We start from the raw sequence: 18,256 nt of genomic DNA, 5'->3' as shown, positions 1-18,256 counted from the left end.
TAAGAACTTTCATAGCAACTAATAAAATGACTGTACCAAAAAAAGACAGTTAAGATCGGTTCTCTTAACTGTCAAAATACCTTACGCAGATATTACCTTAATTTTTTCATTTTCTACCTCTACTTTAAAGAGTTGCAGTGTAACATCAGATTCAATAATTAATGTCGTAATTTGATCTTCAATGTGTTCTTGAATAGCACGTCGTAATGGACGAGCACCAAACGCTTTATGGTAACCTAATTCAGCTATTTTTTCTTTAGCTTCATCCGTAATCTCAATTTCGAAATTTTGATCTCGAAGTGTTTTTTGTAAATCAGTAAGCATGATATCAATGATTTGTAACAAATCACTTCTTTCTAAGTGAGTAAACTCAATAATCGAATCTATACGATTTAGAAATTCAGGCTTAAAGTACTCTCTTAGGCTATCTAGTATCGTTTCTGTTGCAAGCACACTTCCTTCTGCCTCATTAAAGCCAATTGAACCTAATTTTTTATCAGTTACACCCGCATTAGAGGTCATAATCAAAACTGTTTCGTTAAAATTAACAACTCTACCCTGACTATCTGTCAAACGTCCATCCTCCATTATTTGAAGGAACATATTCATAACATCAGGATGTGCTTTTTCAATTTCATCTAAAAGAATGATCGAATAAGGATTACGTCGAACTTGTTCAGTTAATTGTCCTGCTTCGTCATGCCCTACATACCCGGGCGGCGATCCAATTAATTTAGAAACAGAGTGCTTTTCCATGTATTCACTCATATCTAAACGAATCATTGACTCCTTACTACCAAACAATTCCTCAGCTAACGTTTTAGTCAACTCTGTTTTACCGGTACCTGTTGGACCTACAAAAAGAAACGAAGCCGTCGGACGTGTCTTAGGTTTAAGCCCTACGCGAGCTCTTAAAATGGCTTTCGAGACCTTTTCTATCGCTTTCTTCTGACCAATCACTTTTTTACTTAAATTTGTTTGTAGCTCCTTCATTTTAGACTGCTCAGATTTCTGAAGTTTTTTAACTGGAATTCCTGTACTTTTCTCAATAATATCTTGAATATGTTCTATTGTTACTTCAGTTACTGGAATCCCTTCATCATCTAACTTTAGTTTGAGCTTATTTTCTTCATCCCGAAGTTGCGCAGCCTTCTCATAATTTTCTTCTTTTGTCGCTTGCTCTTTTTCACGAATTAACTCGTCTAACCGTTTTTGAATTTTGTTTTTATCTGTATTACCTTGAGTTAGATTCAACTTTGATCCTGCTTCATCTAATAAATCAATAGCTTTATCAGGCAAGAAGCGATCTTGAATATAACGCGCAGATAAAGTTATACAAGCCTTTAGCACATCATCGGAAAATTTAACATTATGATAGTTTTCATAGATCGGCCGAATACCTTTTAAGATTTCGTAAGCTTCATCTACAGTCGGTTCCTTTACAATGACAGGTTGGAAGCGACGCTCAAGCGCTGGGTCTTTTTCAATCATCCGATATTCTTTTAAAGTGGTAGCTCCAATAATCTGAAACTCGCCTCTGGCTAATGCTGGTTTTAGAATATTTCCTGCGTCCATTGAACCATCAGAACTTGCGCCTGCTCCGACCATCATATGCAATTCATCAATAAATAAGATAACATTGTCACGTTGTTGTAATTCGGTGATAAGCTGTTGCATTTTTTCTTCAAATTGGCCTCTATAACTCGTACCAGCAACTAATGAACTAATATCTAGAACATAAACTTCTTTATTTAATAGTTTAACGGGTACCTCTCCCTTTACAATCTTTAAAGCAAACCCTTCTGCAATAGCCGTTTTCCCTACACCAGCTTCTCCAATTAAAACAGGGTTATTTTTAGAGCGTCGATTTAAAACTTCGATAACACGCTCAATTTCTTTTTCTCTACCAATCACTCCATCGATTCGCCCTTGTCTTGCTTCTTCAGAAAGGTTGCGTCCATGTTGATCGAGAAAACCATTATTTCCTGTTTTAGTGGACTCAACTTTATTATTTTGTGGCTGGAATCCATGAAGCGGATTTTGGTGTCCACTTAAAAAACCTTTAAAGAACTCATCAAAATTCATAGAAGGTCCCGTTTGATTCGTAACTAAACCATAACACTCATTACATAATGCAAACTGCTTTTTCGTCTGATTTACTATGAGATTCATTGATACATTTGCTTGGTTTTTTTGGCAATTTTGACATAACATTTTTTGGTCCTCCTTGATTAATTCGACTTTGACTTTGACTTTATTTGACCTTTAGAAGTAAATAAAAAGTCCCTAAGGACAATTGGATACTTGATTATATTATCATTATATTTGACCATTCTTGACTTTTCAAGTTTAAACTCTTTATATTCCTTTTTTTAACAGAAAAGGACCAGTCCAAAAGAGACTGACCTGAAATATTCATTAAATGCCGCGATGCCGTTTCATAATAGAGTTCCAAACCACCACTCCTAAAAGTGGGTGTTCGCAAAGATTCTTCTGTCTTCCTCTACGTAATGAAGGCTAGACATCTAAATCTCAATATTAAACTCCCTATATAAGCATAAAGGTTGAAACATATATTAAAAACGAACAACGCAGCGACTATATATGTGTTTGGACAAAATCTGTTACGATAACGTTCGATAAGCCATGTTTTGTTCCTTTGTACTGCGAACGGTTTTAACCTCGTACTCCGGTGGCAATCATCTATCTACAGGCTATGAAACCTGTCCATCTCTTTGTTGTTATTCCATTGAGATAGTTCCCCTACCAAATTTGGGTTTCTCGCTCGTGGGGTTTACCGCGTTCCACCTCTTCCGTTTCCAAAAGAGTTTCGTCACTGTGGCACTTTCAGGGGTACTAAACCATGACTTTTAACAAGCTTTAGGTGATTTTCCCCGCCGTCAATCCAGTTCGTTACTGAGTAACCACTAGATTGCCCTAGCTTATTTATTAACTAGGCACGAACACTACGATCATTTCAGATCGTGCGAGCATGGACTTTCCTCTACACCAAACAAGGTGCAGCGATTACCTGAACGTTAAATCAGATGTTGTATGGATAAGTATACACAGCTTTTTAATTCTACGCAACATTTTTGACGTGGTAGTTTCTGTTAATTTCTAACGATTTTAGGTCCTTTACGACCATTTTTTAATTGGAAATATTGTTTCAATGCTCGATGTGAAATATCTTGAGCCATCCCTTTTCTACCACCTTCATCATCTAGCTTAGCGAATGGTACAACTACCGCAAAAGCAATCTCAGGATTATCATAAGGTGCGTAACCTACAAGAGTCTGGGTATTACCCTCGATGAAATGTCTATCAGTCCCTTTTCCGACGGCAACTCTTACTTGGGCCGTACCCGTTTTTCCAGCAGGTTGATAAGATACATCGGCGAACTTCTTAGCGGCTGTCCCTTTAGTCATCACAGCTCTCAGTCCTGCTTGAACTCTTTTAATATAATCATCATTCATATCAATGCGATTTAAAATGGTCGGTTCATACCGTTTGACAACAATACTAGGTTCACCCTCATTAATAGCAGGTTCTCGAATTTCCCTAACCAGGCGTGGTTCCATTCGGTATCCATCATTAGCGATCGTTGCAATATATTGTGCTAATTGTAATGGTGTATACGTATCATATTGTCCAATCATTAAATCCATTAAGTTACCTCCAACTTCACTCCCACCTTGTAAACCAGTTTCAGAATATGGCAAATCTATCCCTGTCTCAGAGCCGAGTCCAAATTGACTAAAACTACTTCGCACTGTATTGTAGGCACTTCCAATCGAATTAGTATTCCAACCACAATGTTGATTCGCCCCTCTATAATGACACTTTGCCATCCTCATTCCAATTTGAAACATATAAACATTAGAAGACTGCTCCAACGCACGTAAATCATTTACATAACCTAATGTATTAGTCCAAGACTTCTTCACTGGTGTAGCTGGTAAACGGATAGGTTGATCTAAAATTTGCTCACCTGGTTTAATGACACCTGATTGAAAGCCAGTTAAAACAGATGCGGCTTTGACAGTCGACCCCATCTCAAAAGCTTTAGCCACATTTCCAATATGATCCTCATAACTTTCCACTTCATAGTCTGCAGGATCGAAAAAACCTGCCATCGCTAAAATATCACCTGTTTTTGGATCCATTAGAACGGCATAGGCAGAACGGTCAGCAATAAAAGCACTTTTTCCCGCTTTAAACATTTCATCTTCGAGAATTTCCTCTAATTTTTGTTGTAACTCCATGTCAAGAGTAAGAACAAGGTCATTACCCCTTTTTCCCATCCTTACTTTTGTCTCACTTTGTACGGTTTGTCCCGCATTTTTTCTCGTAATTCTCTCAAAAATGGCTTTCTCTCCTCTTAGGACTTCTTCATATTGAGCTTCAAGAAAACTGTTCCCAACAAAGTCCGATCTTTCATAGCCACGTGATAAGAAGTAATCAATCTTATCTTTTGGTATCGCACTTATAGACCCAAAGAAACTACGGAAAGAATCACCATACAAATACTCCCTTTTAGAATCACGTAGAATATCTATTCCTGGCAAATGGTCCAAATTTTCACTGATAATATGAGCTTCTTGCTCCGTAATATTCTCCTTAATGCGTTGCGGACTATTCACATGTCCACGAAGCATTTGACGAAAAATAGCAATGGTTTCATAATCAGCTTGAGTGAGTTCAGAAATAGCCAAATCAGAAATTCGCTCAAGTTCTAATTTATAAATATCTGAATGATTTTCATACAATTTTCTTTCTTCCTTGCTAACAAGCTCGTAACGTTCGTCTTCCTCCAGTTGCATTAATACGTATTCCCTAATATCTCGATCGCTTATATGATCAATTTCCATATCGACCATTGGTTCTAATTCCTTTGCAAGGTTTAACATTTGAGCCATATCTTTTGTTCTAGAAGGATTTGTGAATGTAAGAGAAAGCTCAAGCTCATTATCAACCACAACATGTCCGTAACGATCAAACATAATGCCACGAGGTGCACTTACTTTTGATGTAATATTTGTGGTAGAAGCTAATTCACCCACAAAGTCTTCTCCTTGTACAATTTGAACAATGCCTAACCTAAGAATTAAACCAGAAAACAAAAGAAAGATTAAAAAGAATAATACATTAATCCGGAGTGCGAAATGTGACTTTTTTTTCAGCTTCATTCTCATCAACCCTAACCTCTACTATATAAATTAGTTTCTTACCTTAAAGGTTTACCAGAAAAGGGCAAAATCATGAGAACTCGAAAAACAATAAAGGAAAATCCCAAAAATTTCTACTTCTTTTTTAACACTTCATCTACATAAAAAGTTTTCCCACAAACCATACTAACGTTAAATCCAAGAAAGAGGTGATTGATCATGGCAAGTAACAACAATAATTCAAACCAATTATTAGTTCCAGGTGTACAGCAAGCATTGGACCAAATGAAGTATGAAATTGCATCAGAATTTGGTGTACAATTAGGTGCTGACACAACTTCTCGTGCAAACGGCTCTGTTGGTGGAGAAATCACAAAACGCTTAGTTCAAATGGCTGAGCAACAAATGGGTGGCTCTCAGTTTTAATTTCATATAATGGCAAAGGGCGCTTACAATAGTAAGCGCCCACTTTAGTTATAACTCATTTCTATAATAGTCAATTAATTGGTTTAAAGTTGAATCAATACTTGAAAACGTAAAGCCCATTTCTTCTGCCAATTGTGTGTTAACTGACCATGAACCTGGAAAGGAGTAAGGAGATTGGTTGTCAGGTGTAACTTCTTGAGTGATCGTCCATTCTTTTTTTACTCTTCTTGCAATTTTTTCACAAAGTTCATATATAGAAAGATCTTCTGAACACCCTGGATTAATTTGCCCACTGAAAGATGAGAATCCAATTTCAAGTAAAAAATTCGCTGCTTCCTTCGACTGAATAAAACTATACCTGGCTTTAGGATCTGTAATTCCTATAGGTCTATTGTGCATGATGTTCCAAACATGGAACTTCAGTCGATCTGTATAGTCATCTTCTCCAACAACAATTGGCAACCTAACAGACACTACTTCAAAATTGGAGTTTTGAAACAAAATAGCTTCAGCTGCTCGTTTCGCTTCTTGATACCCGATGTAGCCCTTGTATTCTTGTCTAGTTTTCAGTTCATATTTATACAATAAAGGATTAAAGTCCTTTTCCTTGCACTGTATTCCAAAATCATAAACAGCTTGAGAAGATGTGAATATATATTTTCTCACCTTTCCTGTTAATGCTTCTGTTGAATCAAGGGCTTCTTTAGCTGAGAAGCAGGATTGATCAAAGACAATGTCCCAGCTTTTGTTTACAAATGCTTGATCTAGAGACTCACGGTCTATACGATCTATTTTTAACCTTTCTACTCGATCTCCAAATGGATCCTTAGTTAACCCTCTCGTGGCAATTGTAACCTTGTGGCCGTGATTTAACAATTGCTCAACTAGTCGTTTTCCAAAAAACATTGTTCCCCCTAAAACTAATACTTTTGCCATTGATACTTACCCCTTTTTTGAAAAGAATTTTAAAACATAGTATTTTGACACCGCTAAATATTCACGAAGATAAGCTTTGGGGTATGAAATCAAAGGTGTTTTCGCTGATAGCCCATGAACAATCATATTTTCATCAGTCGCAATGGACACAGCCCTATAAACATGATAATGATTCGTGACAATTATTCCGATATCCTGTTTTTCAGGCAGATGCGATTTTGAAAGTTGAATGTTTTCATTTGTAGTTGTTGACTTCATTTCTAATTGGATTCTCGATGCATCGATCCCTTTTTCCATTAGGCCATTTCTGATCGCTTCTGCTTCTGTTATGTCTTCACCTGAGCCTTGACCTCCGGAAGCAATTGCTATTGTATGTTGATTCTCATGTAAGTAATTGGCCGCAGCATCTATCCGGTACTGCAATGATAAAGAAGGAATTAAACCTTCTACTTTTGCTCCTAATATAATTAGATAATCAGCTTGTTTAGGTACTTCCATGTAACTATAACGCTGTATTTGAACATGTATAATAATAAAATAAACTAGAACAATTGGCGTTAGTAAAATTAAAATCCACTTGAATATTTCTTTCATATATAAGGTAGTCCTTTCTGTTTAAAGAAACTCAACTAAAACTTAGTTCATTAAAAAGAGGATGCTCAAAAGTTTGTATAACCCTTAGAACATCCTAAAAATAATATGAATACTATATTTTCCTAATCATTTTAATAGGACTATATGCTTTGAGAACGAACGGACAATAATTTCCTTATTGTTTCACCTTGTTTTACAAAACAACAGATTCCAATTCTTTATCCACAAAATTCATTAATTCTTTTATCATCGTTTCAGAAAAATCAAACCGGATGCCCGCAGCTTCATACACTTCAGGTAACGACTTTGACGCACCTAAAGATAATGCTTGTTTATAATTTGCTAGGGCGCTCTTAGGATCTTCGCGATATTGCTTATACATTTGAATGGCTCCAAGTTGAGCGATAACGTATTCAATATAATAAAAGGGAACTTCAAAAATGTGAAGAACTCTTAACCAACTAGTTTGAATCCACTTCTCATGACTGGACCAGTCTACTACAGTTGAATCTAGTTCCTGAACAAGTTGTTGGTATTTAGCATTTCTTTCTTCCGCTGAATGGTCGGGATTTTCATATAACCAATGTTGGAACTGATCTATGACCATCCCCTGTGGCAGGAAATCAATCATACCTTTTAATTGCAATTTTATTGCTCGCTTTAAATCAAGTTCATCTTGGTAAAATAAGTTCCATTTGTCCATTGTTAACAGTTCCATAGACATACTTGCAAGTTCTGCAGACTCCATTGGAATATCCCGATAATCACTAATTGGAAGTGTTTTCATCAGATCATTATGAATGCAGTGTCCCATTTCATGCAACAACGTAATCATATCATCATGAGTTGTAGATGCATTCATGAAAATGAATGATAATTGAGAAAGTGGTAAGTCGGAACAGAAGCCACCAGGCGCTTTTCCTTTCCTACTGTCTAAGTCCAACATCCCTCTTTGATCCATTGTTAATAATAATTCCGAAAAGCGTGGATCTAACGTCTCGAAAATTGAAGCTGTCTTTTTGATTAGCTCTTTCGTATCTACAAAGGGTCGAAGGGGAGATTCTCCAGGTGCCACAGCCATTCGATCCCAGGGCTTATAGATTTCAAGTCCTAATTCCTTCTGATGATCTTTTTGCAGTTTCTCTTTTAAAGGTTTTACATATTTACGAATAGATTCAGCTAACTGTTTGCAATCCTCAGGAGAATAATCAAATCGTTCATACTTTTTAAACATATAATCTCGATAGTTAGGAAGGTCCGCATTTAGAGCTTTTTGATGACGAATCTTAATTAACTGATCCATAATCGCTTGGAGCTCTGGTTCTATTTGGATAAAAGCATCCGCTGCCAATGTAGCGGCTTGTTCACGTTTCTCTCTATTAGAATCCTGAAAAAACGGTGTTAATTGACTTAGGGTTAACTCTGCACCATCCATTTCAACAGTTAAGGAACCCGTATGCTCAAAATAATTCGTTGCAAGTCCATCTTCTTGTACTTCAAGATCAATGTTTTCCAATCTAAATAAAGCTTTAGCATTTTCTTTACTTTTAATTAACTGCTTATAAGAAATAGGATTTAACTGTTTAATCAAAGGTGAGGCAAGAAACTTCTCATTAAGTAGTGATGTATATTTTTTGTAGATAGGGTCAATAACATTTTGGTCATGTTCGAATACAGCTTTTGCTTCTTCAGATTCACTATGACATTGAAAGTCAATATAATGACCTGTCATTGCTTCATCTATCGCTTCTTTTAATTCTGATTGTTGCTTTAACCAACCTTCCAGTTGTTCAACTGAATCAATCGACTCGTTTAATAATTGCTCAAATGCAGCTTCAATTTGTTGTTGATTTTTAAAATTTAAAGTTTCTATGTAGAATTTTGTCATGGGCAACCCCTTCCTCATTTATGAGTTTATCGTACCAAATCCTTCCTTATATGAAAACAAGAAAAAAGATGAATTCGCTCTTCTAGAACGAATCCATCTCTAGTTTTTATTTTTCCATCCAATTCGTATGGAATGTTCCTTCTTTATCAATTCTTTGATAAGTATGAGCCCCAAAATAATCACGTTGTGCTTGTAACAGATTAGCTGGAAGCGTTGCTGTGCGATAACTATCATAGTATGCTAATGCACTTGAAAGACCAGGAACCGGAATTCCAAGCTTAACTGCTGTTGCAACAACGTCACGAGCAGCCTCTTGATATCCTTCAACTATTTCTTGGAAGTATGGGTCAAGAAGTAAGTTCGTTAAATTTTGATCGCGGTCGTATGCTTCTTTGATATTTTGAAGGAAACGCGCACGAATAATACATCCACCTCTAAAGATCATTGAGATTTCTCCAAGATTTAAATTCCAATCATATTCTTCAGAAGCAATTTTCATTTGAGCAAAACCTTGAGCATACGAGCAGATTTTACTTAAATATAATGCCTTACGAATTTTTTCAACAAATTCCTTTTTGTCCCCTTCAAACACTGCATTCGGACCACGTAAGATACCACTAGCTTTAACACGCTCTTCCTTCATTGCAGAAATAAAACGAGAGAAGACAGACTCTGTAATAATTGATAAAGGAACTCCAAGATCTAATGCACTTTGACTTGTCCATTTTCCGGTCCCTTTTTGACCTGCGGTATCAAGAATAACATCTACCATCGGCTTCCCTGTTTCTTCATCGACTTTTGTAAAAATATCTGTTGTGATTTCAATAAGATAGCTATCTAGTTCTCCTTGATTCCACTCTTTAAAAATTTCATGTAACTCGGGAGCGCTTAACCCAAGTACATCCTTCATTAAATGATATGATTCGCAGATTAACTGCATATCTCCGTATTCAATTCCGTTATGAACCATTTTAACATAGTGACCCGCACCGTTTGGTCCAATATATGTGCAACAAGCGTCATCTCCAACTTTTGCTGAGATTGCTTTTAAGATTGGTTCTACAAGCTCATAAGCCTCTTTTTGACCGCCTGGCATGATAGATGGGCCTTTAAGTGCTCCCTCTTCACCACCAGAGACGCCTGTACCGATAAAGTGAATGCCAGATTCAGCTAAATCTTTATTTCTACGACGAGTATCCTCAAAGAACGTGTTACCACCATCAATTAAAATATCGCCTTTTTCTAAATGTGGTAAAAGTTGCTCAATCGTAGCATCAGTAGCTTGTCCTGCTTTAACCATTAATAAGATCTTTCTTGGTGTTTCTAATGAAGCCACAAATTCTTCGATCGTATATGTACCTACAACATTCTTTCCTTCTGCTTCTTTTAACATTTCTTCTGTCTTATCAGAAGACCGGTTGAATACTGAAACAGCATAACCTCTGCTCTCAATATTTAACGCTAGATTTCGCCCCATAACAGCGAGTCCAATGACTCCAATTTGTTGTTTTTGCATTCTCTACCACTCCTAATTAAGTCTCTCGTTAGTGTGCTCATAACTTCCTTAATACATGAAAAAAGTTTTTTGACTTCTTTGTATATATTATATCAACTACTAGTTGCTAGCAAATCTTTTGTTTAATTTTAATCGCAAATACCTTATTAACGCCAAAATAAAACCAAAATAATTATTTTTTGTAAATTAAATCCAAATAAATAGTTAATATGCTCTTTTCAGCCTTTTTAAGTCTTTAACTGATTAATAAATATAGCTTGCTTGCATATGATGAATTAAATGAAAAAAGAATTGGTAGGTGATTCTTTGAAACGCCCAAGAATAATACAATATAATTTTCAGAACTTACAAGAGAAAAACATGACCTTTGATCGTGTTTATCAGCGAATCATTAAATTTATGAAAATTAAACCAAGTGGTAATTACCGTTTAATGGTAGGGACGGACTCTCAAGTACATGCAACAAGCACCGTTTTCATTACGGGAATCGTCATTCAACAGAAAGGTAAAGGAGCATGGGCTTGTATCCGTAAAGCAATTGTTCCTAGAAAAATGCTTCATTTACATGAAAGAATTTCACTTGAAACAAGTTTAACTGAAGAAGTAGTCTCCATGTTTACAGAAGAGAAGAAATCAAAAATGATCGACATTGTTCTCCCCTATCTTTACCAAGGCGCAACATTTTCAATAGAAGGTCATATAGATATTGGCTCTGGTCCACGAAATAAAACACGTGAGTTCGTTAAGGAAATGGTTGCTCGTTTAGAAATGATGGGGGTGGAACCAAAGATTAAACCAGATGCATTTGTGGCATCAAGTTACGCAAATCGTTACACGAAAAAAGCAGGGAAATTCAGCCCCACTTGATTAAAGAGGTATTTGAAAAATTCCAGCAATAGTCGTTACAGCTTTACCTCCAATTTTAAATTTAGCGGATTCGGACCCTTGTAATATTTCAACTTTCACATATCCTGGCCTACCAAGTTTGTGCCCCTGAGCAATGGTAAATTTATAATCTCGATCTGAAGGAACGATTCCCTCTAGATATAAATAACCAGCTAATGCTCCATTCGCAGAGCCAGTAACTGGATCTTCTAATATTCCTACAGCTGGTGCGAAATCCCGAGTATAAAGCAAACAACCTTCTTCTTGGCTATCAAACGTAAATAGATGGGTCGTACAAATATTATTCATTTGGTTGTGCTGAGATAAAAACTCAAAATTAGGCTTTGCCCGATCAACTGCTTCTTTTGTTTTCACTGGAACTAATAAATGCCAATTCCCTGTATAGCTAAGCTTACAAGCAAACCTTTGATCAATATCGTCTATCCGGAGACCCACTAATTCAACAATATGTTCAAGATCTGAGTTAATTTCTTTTAGCTTAGGCGACAACTGAGTCATCATAATTCCTTCCGAAGACAATTCCATTTCTATCAATCCTACATTAGTCTCCAGCGTAATTGAAGATCTATTATTATAGCCGAGTTCAGTTAATAAAATCCATGTAGTTGCCAAAGTAGCATGTCCACAGAAATCAATTTCATTGGTTGGAGAAAAATAACGAATGCGAAAATCTGCAGCATGGCTGTTTTCAGATGTTTGCAAAAAAGCTGTTTCAGAGAGATTAACCTCTTTAGCTATTTTTTGCATCATTTCACTTGTAAGATTATTGGCATCTGGAACAACCCCTGCAGGATTTCCACCAAAAGCTACAGAAGTAAATGCATCTACATGGTAAATTGAAATCTTTTTCATGTTAACTCCTATTCATAGATATTATTTTTTCGAACCGTAATGTTTAGATACCATCCAAATAATAACATCTTTTTCTTGGATCGTTAACGATCTATTTAAGTGATCTTCAAAATAAGATTGTAACTGTTTAAATTGTATTTCCGTACTCATAAGTCACCTCAGTATTATAGTCCTTCAGATTTTTCTATTTTTAATTTTTGTTCTCTCATGAAGTTTCTTCGATGTGATCGTTTTTGAATAACCCAGTTAACAAAAATCAGACATCCAAATATGCCTAGTCCAATTAGAATGGATTGCCAAATATGACTAGACATCCATTGTAATGCAAGGTCTAATCGTGGAATTAACCAGAGTATGCTTAAAAACATTGAGAAAACCAGAATCTTTGCAATGTCCGACATGCAGTCATTACTCCTCTCCAAAAGTTTGTCCTAACATTTATATGTCGAAGAACTTTAAACATGTTAGCTTTTTTCAATACATTTTTAATAATTGCTCTTAATAGTCTACCTATTAAATCGAAAAGAAATTACTAATTTAATATCTTGTACATTGTGGAAAATTATTTAATTACTAACATTTTAGTTTTATAATTTTCAACCTCATGATATGATTTTGCTACTTGAGAGAGGTGACAGTTATGAAAAAGATATCCGTGTTTGTAGTATCAATGATGTTGTGGACTGTATCTTTTTCATGTGTTGATTTAAGTAGCAAACATCTGCTATCTGTCTATGAAACTGAATTAATAAGTCAAGATACTTTAACGAGTGAAAATAGTCTATCCACTGAATTAGCTGGGTTGCTTTTAACATCACTGAGTACTGTTGATCTACCTTTCACAACTCAATTAACATTCCAACCTCCTATGGCTCACGCCTCAAAGTATTTTCTTCTCGCTGTTTTTTATCAATCTAATAACTTAAAAAAAACTCTCTTTTTTCACACTTACTTTAGTTAGTAAAAAAGAGGAGGAATAATTATGTTTTGGTTACGATTGCTTACGATATGTATGTTTTCTGTTAGTGCATTGAGCATCTTTTTATATCAAGGGATTGAATTTATTCATGCACTACACGATGTTTTCAAAAATAAATAAAAAAAGAAAAAAAGAACCTTCATAATTGAGGTTCTTTTTTTCTAGGGTACTTTTACAATTGTTCTTTTTCCTCACACCAATCAATTAAAGTTAAAGCGATAATCTCCGCAGTTTCAAAAACACGATCAAGGTCAATGTATTCGTTTGGGTAATGCGCTTTTTCCGTCACGCCTGGTCCAAATACAATTGTTGGAGTTTCTCCTACTGATGATAACAGTCCTCCGTCTGTGCCCCAAGGAGATGCTTCTATAACGGGCGATTTCTGTATAACTTCTTCATAATTTCTTGCAAGAATAGTCATTAATGGGTGATTTATGTCAATTGCACCAGGAAGCCACCTTGCACCAAACCATTCTAGTTTGACCGGGTGCTTTATAAACCAAGGATCAACTTTCTCTAATTGCACGAGCCATTTTTTCATTTCTTCCTTAGCCACTTCTAAAGGTTCGTCAGGAGCAACACCCATTCTCCCTTCTACTTTCACTAAGTCAGCGACAGATGAAGGCCATTCTCCACCTTCAATTTTACCAATATTAATTGGAACAGGTATAGGTATATCATGATAAAGAATGTCTGTAATTCTTTCATTTCTCTTTTTTTCTAATTCCTTAATATGGTTGAGAACTAGTAAACTTTTTTCAATCGCGCAAACTCCTTGATATCGTGTTCCACCGTGCGCAGAACGTCCTTTAATATGCAACCTAAACCACATTGATCCTTGTTGTTTCGGGAAAATTTTCATATTTGTAGGTTCCGGAATCAAAGCTGCGTCTGCTTTATAGCCTCTTACTATCGCTGCCAATGTACCAGCACCGCCACTTTCTTCTTCTATCACACTCTCGAAAATAACATCACCTTTTAATTGAATATTTAAAGCTTGTAGTGCTTTCATTGCAAGAATTAGAGCCACATTGCCTCCTTTCATATCTGTAGCTCCACGTCCATATAATCGTCCTTCATTAATATGAGCACTAAACGGGGCTTGTTCCCATTGCTCTAGTTCTCCTGAAGGAACCACATCGATATGACCATTCAAGATTATAGAGCGGCCTCCTCCACTTCCTTTTAGTACACCAACTAGATTTGGGCTCCCACTAAAGTTCGTTCGTGGGGAAGCAAAAAAGGAATGTTGCTTTAAGCGCTGTCCATCTGGTTCCCACATATCGATTTCTAATCCGAGTTTCTTTAGCTCATGTAAAACGATTTTTTGTGCTTGTGCTTCATTCCCTTGTGTGCTTTCTGTTTGAACTAATTGTGTTAATAACGCAATCCCCTCAGCTCTATGTGAATTAAGCCACTGATGAATCTGCTTATTCAGCTTCATATAAACTCCTCCCAACTTAGCACTCTATTACCTTAATATGTTCGTTTGGAAGTAATAACTTCGCTTCTGTGTTTTCTATCACATCTTCTGGCGTGTATGGGTTAAATACTTCCTTTAACAACAAACCCGTTTTTGTTATTTCTATGACAGCCATATCGGTTATAACTAGGTTGACACAAGCTTTAGCTGTTAGTGGAAAACTGCATTTCTGCCTTATTTTTGATTCGCCATTCTTATCTACATGCTTCATGACAATAATTACTTTTTTTGCTTTTTTAGCTAGCTCCATCGCACCACCAATACCAGGGATTCTTTTACCTGGTACTATCCAATTTGACAAGTCTCCTCGTTCACTTACTTGTAACCCACCTAAAATCGTTAGATCTATATAACCAGATCGAACGATACCGAAGGCCGTAGCACTGTCAAAGTAAGAGGCACCTTTTGTGATTGTGACCGGTAAACCGGCTGCATTACATAGCATAGGATCTTCTAATCCTTTTTCAGGGGACTTCCCCATACCGAGAATCCCATTTTCCGAGTGAAACATCACCTTGCAGTCATTTGGAATGTGATTAGCAACAAGTGAAGGAATGCCAATCCCTAAATTCACGATCATACCATCTTTGATTTCCTCAGCAGCTCGTTTAGCCATCAGATTCCTTATATCTATTCCCATGCCCATCTCCAATCGACTCCTTTACTCTCAACAATTAAATCAACAAACACTCCAGGGGTGACAATCTCCTCTGGGGATAATGAGCCGAGTGGGACAATTTCTTCAACCTCTGCTATTGTAATCTTTCCAGCCATTGCCACTAATGGATTTGTATTTCTTGCGCTCGTATCATAAATTAAATTTCCGAAATAATCGGACTTTTTAGCGTGGATGATTGCAACATCTGCAGTTAAAGCTGTCTCGATCAAATATGTTTTTCCATTTAATTCTACCTTTTCTTTTCCTTCCTCCACCATACTTCCTATTCCTATATCTGTTAAAATGCCTGCAAGTCCAACTCCCCCTGCACGAATTCGTTCTGCCAATGTCCCTTGTGGGGAGAACTCCACATCTAATTTTCCTTCTACCATCAATTGTCCAGCAACCGGATTTGAGCCGATATGAGAAGCAATAAGGCGTTTCGCCCTTCCTTGACTAACAACTTTCCCAATTCCGATTTTAGGAAATCCAGCATCATTTCCAATTAGTATTAATTCTTTTCGGTCTTTCTCGATAATTCCGTTAATGAGTGTTGGAGGATTTCCCACTCCACCAAATCCCCCATACATTAACGTACACCCGTCTTGGATATAATGTAACGCTTCCTCTAACGTTACTAATTTGTTAAACTTTTTCAGCTCATTAGTCATATCTAATTCCTCCCTATTTAAGCTGAATTTCCCTCAGTGTTTCTTCGAAAATAGAGAGCAATTGCTTCATCTCTTTCTTTTTTATTATAAGTGGAGGAGCTATGATGACAGCATCACCAACTAATCCGTCTTTTCCAGCATTTGCTGGATAAAGAATTAATCCTTTTTCTCTTGCTTTTTTTATTACTCGAGTTGTCATTTGTTCAACAGTTGGAAAAGGTTCCTTCGTCAAAGGATCAACAAACTCAACACCAATCATCAGCCCTTTTCCTCGTACGTCTCCGATAATCGGATTGTTTTTTGCCATGTTTTTTAATTTCTCAATCAAATAAGAGCCGTTCTTACAGGAGTGATCTATTAACTTCATACGTTCTATATAGTGAATAACTGCGAGTGCCGTTGCAGCTGATTGTGGATTTGCACTAAACGTGTGACCACTCATAACAGACTTTGAACCGCTCAATATTGGATCCATTACCTTTTTGCTGGCGAGAGTTGCTGCGAGAGGTGAATAACCTGAACTGATTCCCTTTCCAAGTACAATCAGATCCGGTTTAACATTCCAATGCTCCATCGCGAACATTTTTCCTGTTCTCCCCATTCCTGTCATTACCTCATCCGCAATAAATAATATATTATTTTTCTCACAAATTTCTTTGATTTTTTGATAATATCCTTCAGGAGGCACAATAACCCCTCCTGCAGCTCCTACAATGGGTTCAGCAATAAAAGCTGCAATTCTCTCTGACCCAACTCGGTTAATCGCCGTTTCAAGTTCACTGGCACAAAATAAGCCACAAGTTGGATAGTTTAGATTAAAAGGACATCTAAAACAATACGGCGCAGAAACTGCCGGACACTCATCAAGTAACGGGGCAAAGCGAGCTCTTCTATACACATGCCCCGACATTGATAACGCACCAATTGTTATTCCGTGATAACTAATCCATCTAGAAAGAATCTTATTTTTTTTGTCAAATCCTTGTTCCTGCCAATGTTGAATGGCCATTTTCATTGCGGTTTCAGTTGCTTCTGAACCACTATTAACCAAAAAGGACCAGTACGGCTCATCCGCATCAACTAGATTGTTTAATTTACATGCTAATTCTTCTGCTGGTTCTGTTGTAAATTGTGAGCGATAAACAAAAGATACTTTCTTTGCTTGTTCAAGCATCGCATGAATGATTTCTTTGTTTCCATGACCAATGCTTGCGGTCACAGCTCCTGATGAGCCATCTATATACTTATTACCGTCTTCATCATATAAATAGATACCGGATCCTTTAACAGCTTTTGGATATATTTCATCCATAAATGGTTTGATTAACAATGATTTTTTCATCTGAATTCCTCTCTTCACCGATGAGCGATAAGATTAGAGAATCAAAAACGGAAATAATTTCGCTTTAGTGTTTTCGGTTTTGCCATTAGTTCCTTAAACGTAATGCTTTTTTCGACCAGCTTTACATTTATCAATAAAAGTTGATCTTCGATATCATTTATTAGTTGCTCCTCTTGATATTCCATTCCACAAGAGTCACATACAAACCCTGGTGCATCGGTAATTTCTATTGCTCTTGATCCATCTGGCAGTTCCCAGTAAACTGTGCACGAAATTGCTCTTGCTTTATTTTCTTCACACCATTCACATCTCATGGATTGACTCCTATTCCGAACTTTTTAGTTTTCAGTTCTTTTTTTGATTTCGGTCAGATATTTTTTTTCCTTCAGTTCATCTCTTTTTTCTCGTCTATCCTTTAATGTAGAATAGCCTTCTGTTTGTTGAAATGATAACCTACGGTTGTTACGTTCCAACGAGTTTGGAATAAGAGTCGAACATTCTTCTTGTAATATGGCGGAAATTCCTGTATTACTTTGCTTTTCTTTAAAACCTTCATATGTCTGCTCAAAATATTCATCGGCCCGACCAGCAACATAGCCCTGTGGCTCTGGATAGCTTGTTATAACACCTTCAAAGTTTCTGAGGACTACTTTTTCTGGGCTTTGCGAAAGTAAATAATTAGGTTGTAATGTAATTTTACCTCCTCCACCAGGAGCATCCACTACAAATGTAGGTACGTCATTTCTTAAAGATAGTCTTAAGAAGAACATCACGTAACCATGAATCTTTTCAAGCAAAAATACTTTCAGATGAATAGGTTCCCCTCGAAATTTCTTC

Annotated in this window: 17 protein-coding genes, 2 other RNA genes and 1 pseudogene; 3 read left to right on the top strand and 17 right to left on the bottom strand. The window is 36.6% G+C overall.

Annotated features, from left to right (window positions below):
* Positions 1–81 precede the first annotated feature (81 nt).
* The 4 genes from JCM9157_RS19055 to JCM9157_RS19050 form a co-directional block, all read right to left on the bottom strand.
* Positions 82–2,214, bottom strand: coding sequence for an ATP-dependent Clp protease ATP-binding subunit (locus JCM9157_RS19055; protein ID WP_035667257.1), 2,133 nt, complete (start codon positions 2,212–2,214; stop codon positions 82–84).
* Positions 2,215–2,418: 204 nt separating this feature from the next.
* Positions 2,419–2,601, bottom strand: a non-coding RNA gene (gene ssrS / locus JCM9157_RS24185) — 6S RNA.
* Between the two features lie 34 nt (positions 2,602–2,635).
* Positions 2,636–3,039: RNase P RNA component class B (gene rnpB / locus JCM9157_RS24180), an RNA gene on the bottom strand.
* Positions 3,040–3,113: 74 nt separating this feature from the next.
* The gene (locus JCM9157_RS19050; protein ID WP_035667287.1) at positions 3,114–5,189 is read right to left on the bottom strand and encodes a peptidoglycan D,D-transpeptidase FtsI family protein; all 2,076 of its coding nucleotides are present in this window, start codon (positions 5,187–5,189) and stop codon (positions 3,114–3,116) included.
* 198 nt (positions 5,190–5,387) lie between these two features.
* On the opposite strand from JCM9157_RS19050, the gene JCM9157_RS19045 reads away from it, so the two are divergent.
* A complete protein-coding gene (locus tag JCM9157_RS19045; RefSeq protein ID WP_034742580.1) occupies positions 5,388–5,594 on the top strand; it encodes an alpha/beta-type small acid-soluble spore protein in 207 nt (68 codons plus the stop codon).
* 48 nt (positions 5,595–5,642) lie between these two features.
* Here JCM9157_RS19045 and JCM9157_RS19040 read toward each other — a convergent pair whose 3' ends face one another.
* The 4 genes from JCM9157_RS19040 to gnd form a co-directional block, all read right to left on the bottom strand.
* Positions 5,643–6,530 (bottom strand): NAD-dependent epimerase/dehydratase family protein, encoded by an 888-nt coding sequence (locus tag JCM9157_RS19040; protein WP_035667256.1) that lies wholly within the window; start codon positions 6,528–6,530, stop codon positions 5,643–5,645.
* Positions 6,531–6,536: 6 nt separating this feature from the next.
* A complete protein-coding gene (locus JCM9157_RS19035; RefSeq protein WP_035667254.1) occupies positions 6,537–7,124 on the bottom strand; it encodes a YdcF family protein in 588 nt (195 codons plus the stop codon).
* Positions 7,125–7,317: 193 nt separating this feature from the next.
* Positions 7,318–9,012 carry a M3 family oligoendopeptidase gene (locus tag JCM9157_RS19030; protein ID WP_035667253.1) on the bottom strand — a complete coding sequence of 565 codons (1,695 nt, stop codon included), beginning with the start codon at positions 9,010–9,012 and terminating at the stop codon, positions 7,318–7,320.
* Between the two features lie 106 nt (positions 9,013–9,118).
* Positions 9,119–10,528 (bottom strand): NADP-dependent phosphogluconate dehydrogenase, encoded by a 1,410-nt coding sequence (gene gnd, locus JCM9157_RS19025; RefSeq protein WP_035667251.1) that lies wholly within the window; start codon positions 10,526–10,528, stop codon positions 9,119–9,121.
* 279 nt (positions 10,529–10,807) lie between these two features.
* On the opposite strand from gnd, the gene JCM9157_RS19020 reads away from it, so the two are divergent.
* Complete coding sequence (locus JCM9157_RS19020) at positions 10,808–11,395, top strand: ribonuclease H-like YkuK family protein (RefSeq protein ID WP_052013264.1); 588 nt, start codon at positions 10,808–10,810, stop codon at positions 11,393–11,395.
* Here the strand turns inward: JCM9157_RS19020 and JCM9157_RS19015 are convergent, their stop codons facing one another.
* The 3 genes from JCM9157_RS19015 to JCM9157_RS19010 are packed head-to-tail and all read right to left on the bottom strand — an operon-like array spanning position 11,396 to position 12,687.
* Positions 11,396–12,286, bottom strand: coding sequence for a PhzF family phenazine biosynthesis protein (locus tag JCM9157_RS19015; RefSeq protein ID WP_035667250.1), 891 nt, complete (start codon positions 12,284–12,286; stop codon positions 11,396–11,398). It lies immediately after the preceding gene.
* A gap of 21 nt (positions 12,287–12,307) precedes the next feature.
* Complete coding sequence (locus JCM9157_RS25850; protein ID WP_268870966.1) at positions 12,308–12,436, bottom strand: hypothetical protein; 129 nt, start codon at positions 12,434–12,436, stop codon at positions 12,308–12,310.
* A 14-nt stretch (positions 12,437–12,450) separates the two neighbouring features.
* Positions 12,451–12,687: a hypothetical protein gene (locus JCM9157_RS19010; RefSeq protein ID WP_035667249.1), complete on the bottom strand. Its 237-nt coding sequence runs from the start codon at positions 12,685–12,687 to the stop codon at positions 12,451–12,453.
* Between the two features lie 239 nt (positions 12,688–12,926).
* On the opposite strand from JCM9157_RS19010, the gene JCM9157_RS19005 reads away from it, so the two are divergent.
* Positions 12,927–13,247, top strand: coding sequence for a hypothetical protein (locus JCM9157_RS19005; protein ID WP_035667248.1), 321 nt, complete (start codon positions 12,927–12,929; stop codon positions 13,245–13,247).
* A 190-nt stretch (positions 13,248–13,437) separates the two neighbouring features.
* On the opposite strand, the gene JCM9157_RS19000 is transcribed toward JCM9157_RS19005, so the two are convergent.
* The 6 genes and pseudogenes from JCM9157_RS19000 to JCM9157_RS18975 all read right to left on the bottom strand — a co-directional run.
* Complete coding sequence (locus tag JCM9157_RS19000) at positions 13,438–14,709, bottom strand: peptidase (RefSeq protein ID WP_035667246.1); 1,272 nt, start codon at positions 14,707–14,709, stop codon at positions 13,438–13,440.
* A gap of 16 nt (positions 14,710–14,725) precedes the next feature.
* Entirely contained in the window at positions 14,726–15,394 is a 669-nt protein-coding gene (locus JCM9157_RS18995) for a 3-oxoacid CoA-transferase subunit B (RefSeq protein ID WP_035667245.1), read from the bottom strand.
* Positions 15,379–16,077 (bottom strand): CoA transferase subunit A, encoded by a 699-nt coding sequence (locus JCM9157_RS18990; protein ID WP_035667243.1) that lies wholly within the window; start codon positions 16,075–16,077, stop codon positions 15,379–15,381. The genes JCM9157_RS18995 and JCM9157_RS18990 overlap by 16 nt, the downstream gene beginning before the upstream one ends.
* A gap of 13 nt (positions 16,078–16,090) precedes the next feature.
* Positions 16,091–17,419, bottom strand: a complete 1,329-nt coding sequence (locus JCM9157_RS18985) for an aspartate aminotransferase family protein (RefSeq protein WP_035667241.1) — start codon at positions 17,417–17,419, stop codon at positions 16,091–16,093.
* Between the two features lie 41 nt (positions 17,420–17,460).
* Complete coding sequence (locus JCM9157_RS18980) at positions 17,461–17,733, bottom strand: YokU family protein (protein WP_035667240.1); 273 nt, start codon at positions 17,731–17,733, stop codon at positions 17,461–17,463.
* A gap of 24 nt (positions 17,734–17,757) precedes the next feature.
* Positions 17,758–18,256, bottom strand: a pseudogene (locus JCM9157_RS18975) (lysine 2,3-aminomutase); the annotation flags it as partial.

It is taken from the genome of Halalkalibacter akibai JCM 9157, assembly GCF_000513135.1.
GTDB classification, from domain to species: Bacteria; Bacillota; Bacilli; order Bacillales; family Bacillaceae_D; genus Halalkalibacter; species Halalkalibacter akibai.
The sequence above is the reverse complement of the archived record's forward strand: the minus strand, read 5'-3'. Positions and strand labels throughout refer to the sequence as shown.

What these genes read in the sequence shown, in the direction of transcription:
- gnd (WP_035667251.1), bottom strand. Translation starts at nt 10,528, where the DNA reads ATGCAAAAACAACAAATTGGAGTCATTGGACTCGCTGTTATGGGGCGA.
- JCM9157_RS19000 (WP_035667246.1), bottom strand. Translation starts at nt 14,709, where the DNA reads ATGAAGCTGAATAAGCAGATTCATCAGTGGCTTAATTCACATAGAGCT.
- JCM9157_RS19055 (WP_035667257.1), bottom strand. Translation starts at nt 2,214, where the DNA reads ATGTTATGTCAAAATTGCCAAAAAAACCAAGCAAATGTATCAATGAAT.
- JCM9157_RS18985 (WP_035667241.1), bottom strand. Translation starts at nt 17,419, where the DNA reads ATGAAAAAATCATTGTTAATCAAACCATTTATGGATGAAATATATCCA.
- JCM9157_RS19040 (WP_035667256.1), bottom strand. Translation starts at nt 6,530, where the DNA reads ATGGCAAAAGTATTAGTTTTAGGGGGAACAATGTTTTTTGGAAAACGA.
- JCM9157_RS19020 (WP_052013264.1), top strand. Translation starts at nt 10,808, where the DNA reads ATGAAAAAAGAATTGGTAGGTGATTCTTTGAAACGCCCAAGAATAATA.
- JCM9157_RS18990 (WP_035667243.1), bottom strand. Translation starts at nt 16,077, where the DNA reads ATGACTAATGAGCTGAAAAAGTTTAACAAATTAGTAACGTTAGAGGAA.
- JCM9157_RS18995 (WP_035667245.1), bottom strand. Translation starts at nt 15,394, where the DNA reads ATGGGCATGGGAATAGATATAAGGAATCTGATGGCTAAACGAGCTGCT.
- JCM9157_RS25850 (WP_268870966.1), bottom strand. Translation starts at nt 12,436, where the DNA reads ATGAGTACGGAAATACAATTTAAACAGTTACAATCTTATTTTGAAGAT.
- JCM9157_RS19005 (WP_035667248.1), top strand. Translation starts at nt 12,927, where the DNA reads ATGAAAAAGATATCCGTGTTTGTAGTATCAATGATGTTGTGGACTGTA.
- JCM9157_RS19050 (WP_035667287.1), bottom strand. Translation starts at nt 5,189, where the DNA reads ATGAAGCTGAAAAAAAAGTCACATTTCGCACTCCGGATTAATGTATTA.
- JCM9157_RS19030 (WP_035667253.1), bottom strand. Translation starts at nt 9,012, where the DNA reads ATGACAAAATTCTACATAGAAACTTTAAATTTTAAAAATCAACAACAA.
- JCM9157_RS19015 (WP_035667250.1), bottom strand. Translation starts at nt 12,286, where the DNA reads ATGAAAAAGATTTCAATTTACCATGTAGATGCATTTACTTCTGTAGCT.
- JCM9157_RS19035 (WP_035667254.1), bottom strand. Translation starts at nt 7,124, where the DNA reads ATGAAAGAAATATTCAAGTGGATTTTAATTTTACTAACGCCAATTGTT.
- JCM9157_RS19010 (WP_035667249.1), bottom strand. Translation starts at nt 12,687, where the DNA reads ATGTCGGACATTGCAAAGATTCTGGTTTTCTCAATGTTTTTAAGCATA.
- JCM9157_RS18980 (WP_035667240.1), bottom strand. Translation starts at nt 17,733, where the DNA reads ATGAGATGTGAATGGTGTGAAGAAAATAAAGCAAGAGCAATTTCGTGC.
- JCM9157_RS19045 (WP_034742580.1), top strand. Translation starts at nt 5,388, where the DNA reads ATGGCAAGTAACAACAATAATTCAAACCAATTATTAGTTCCAGGTGTA.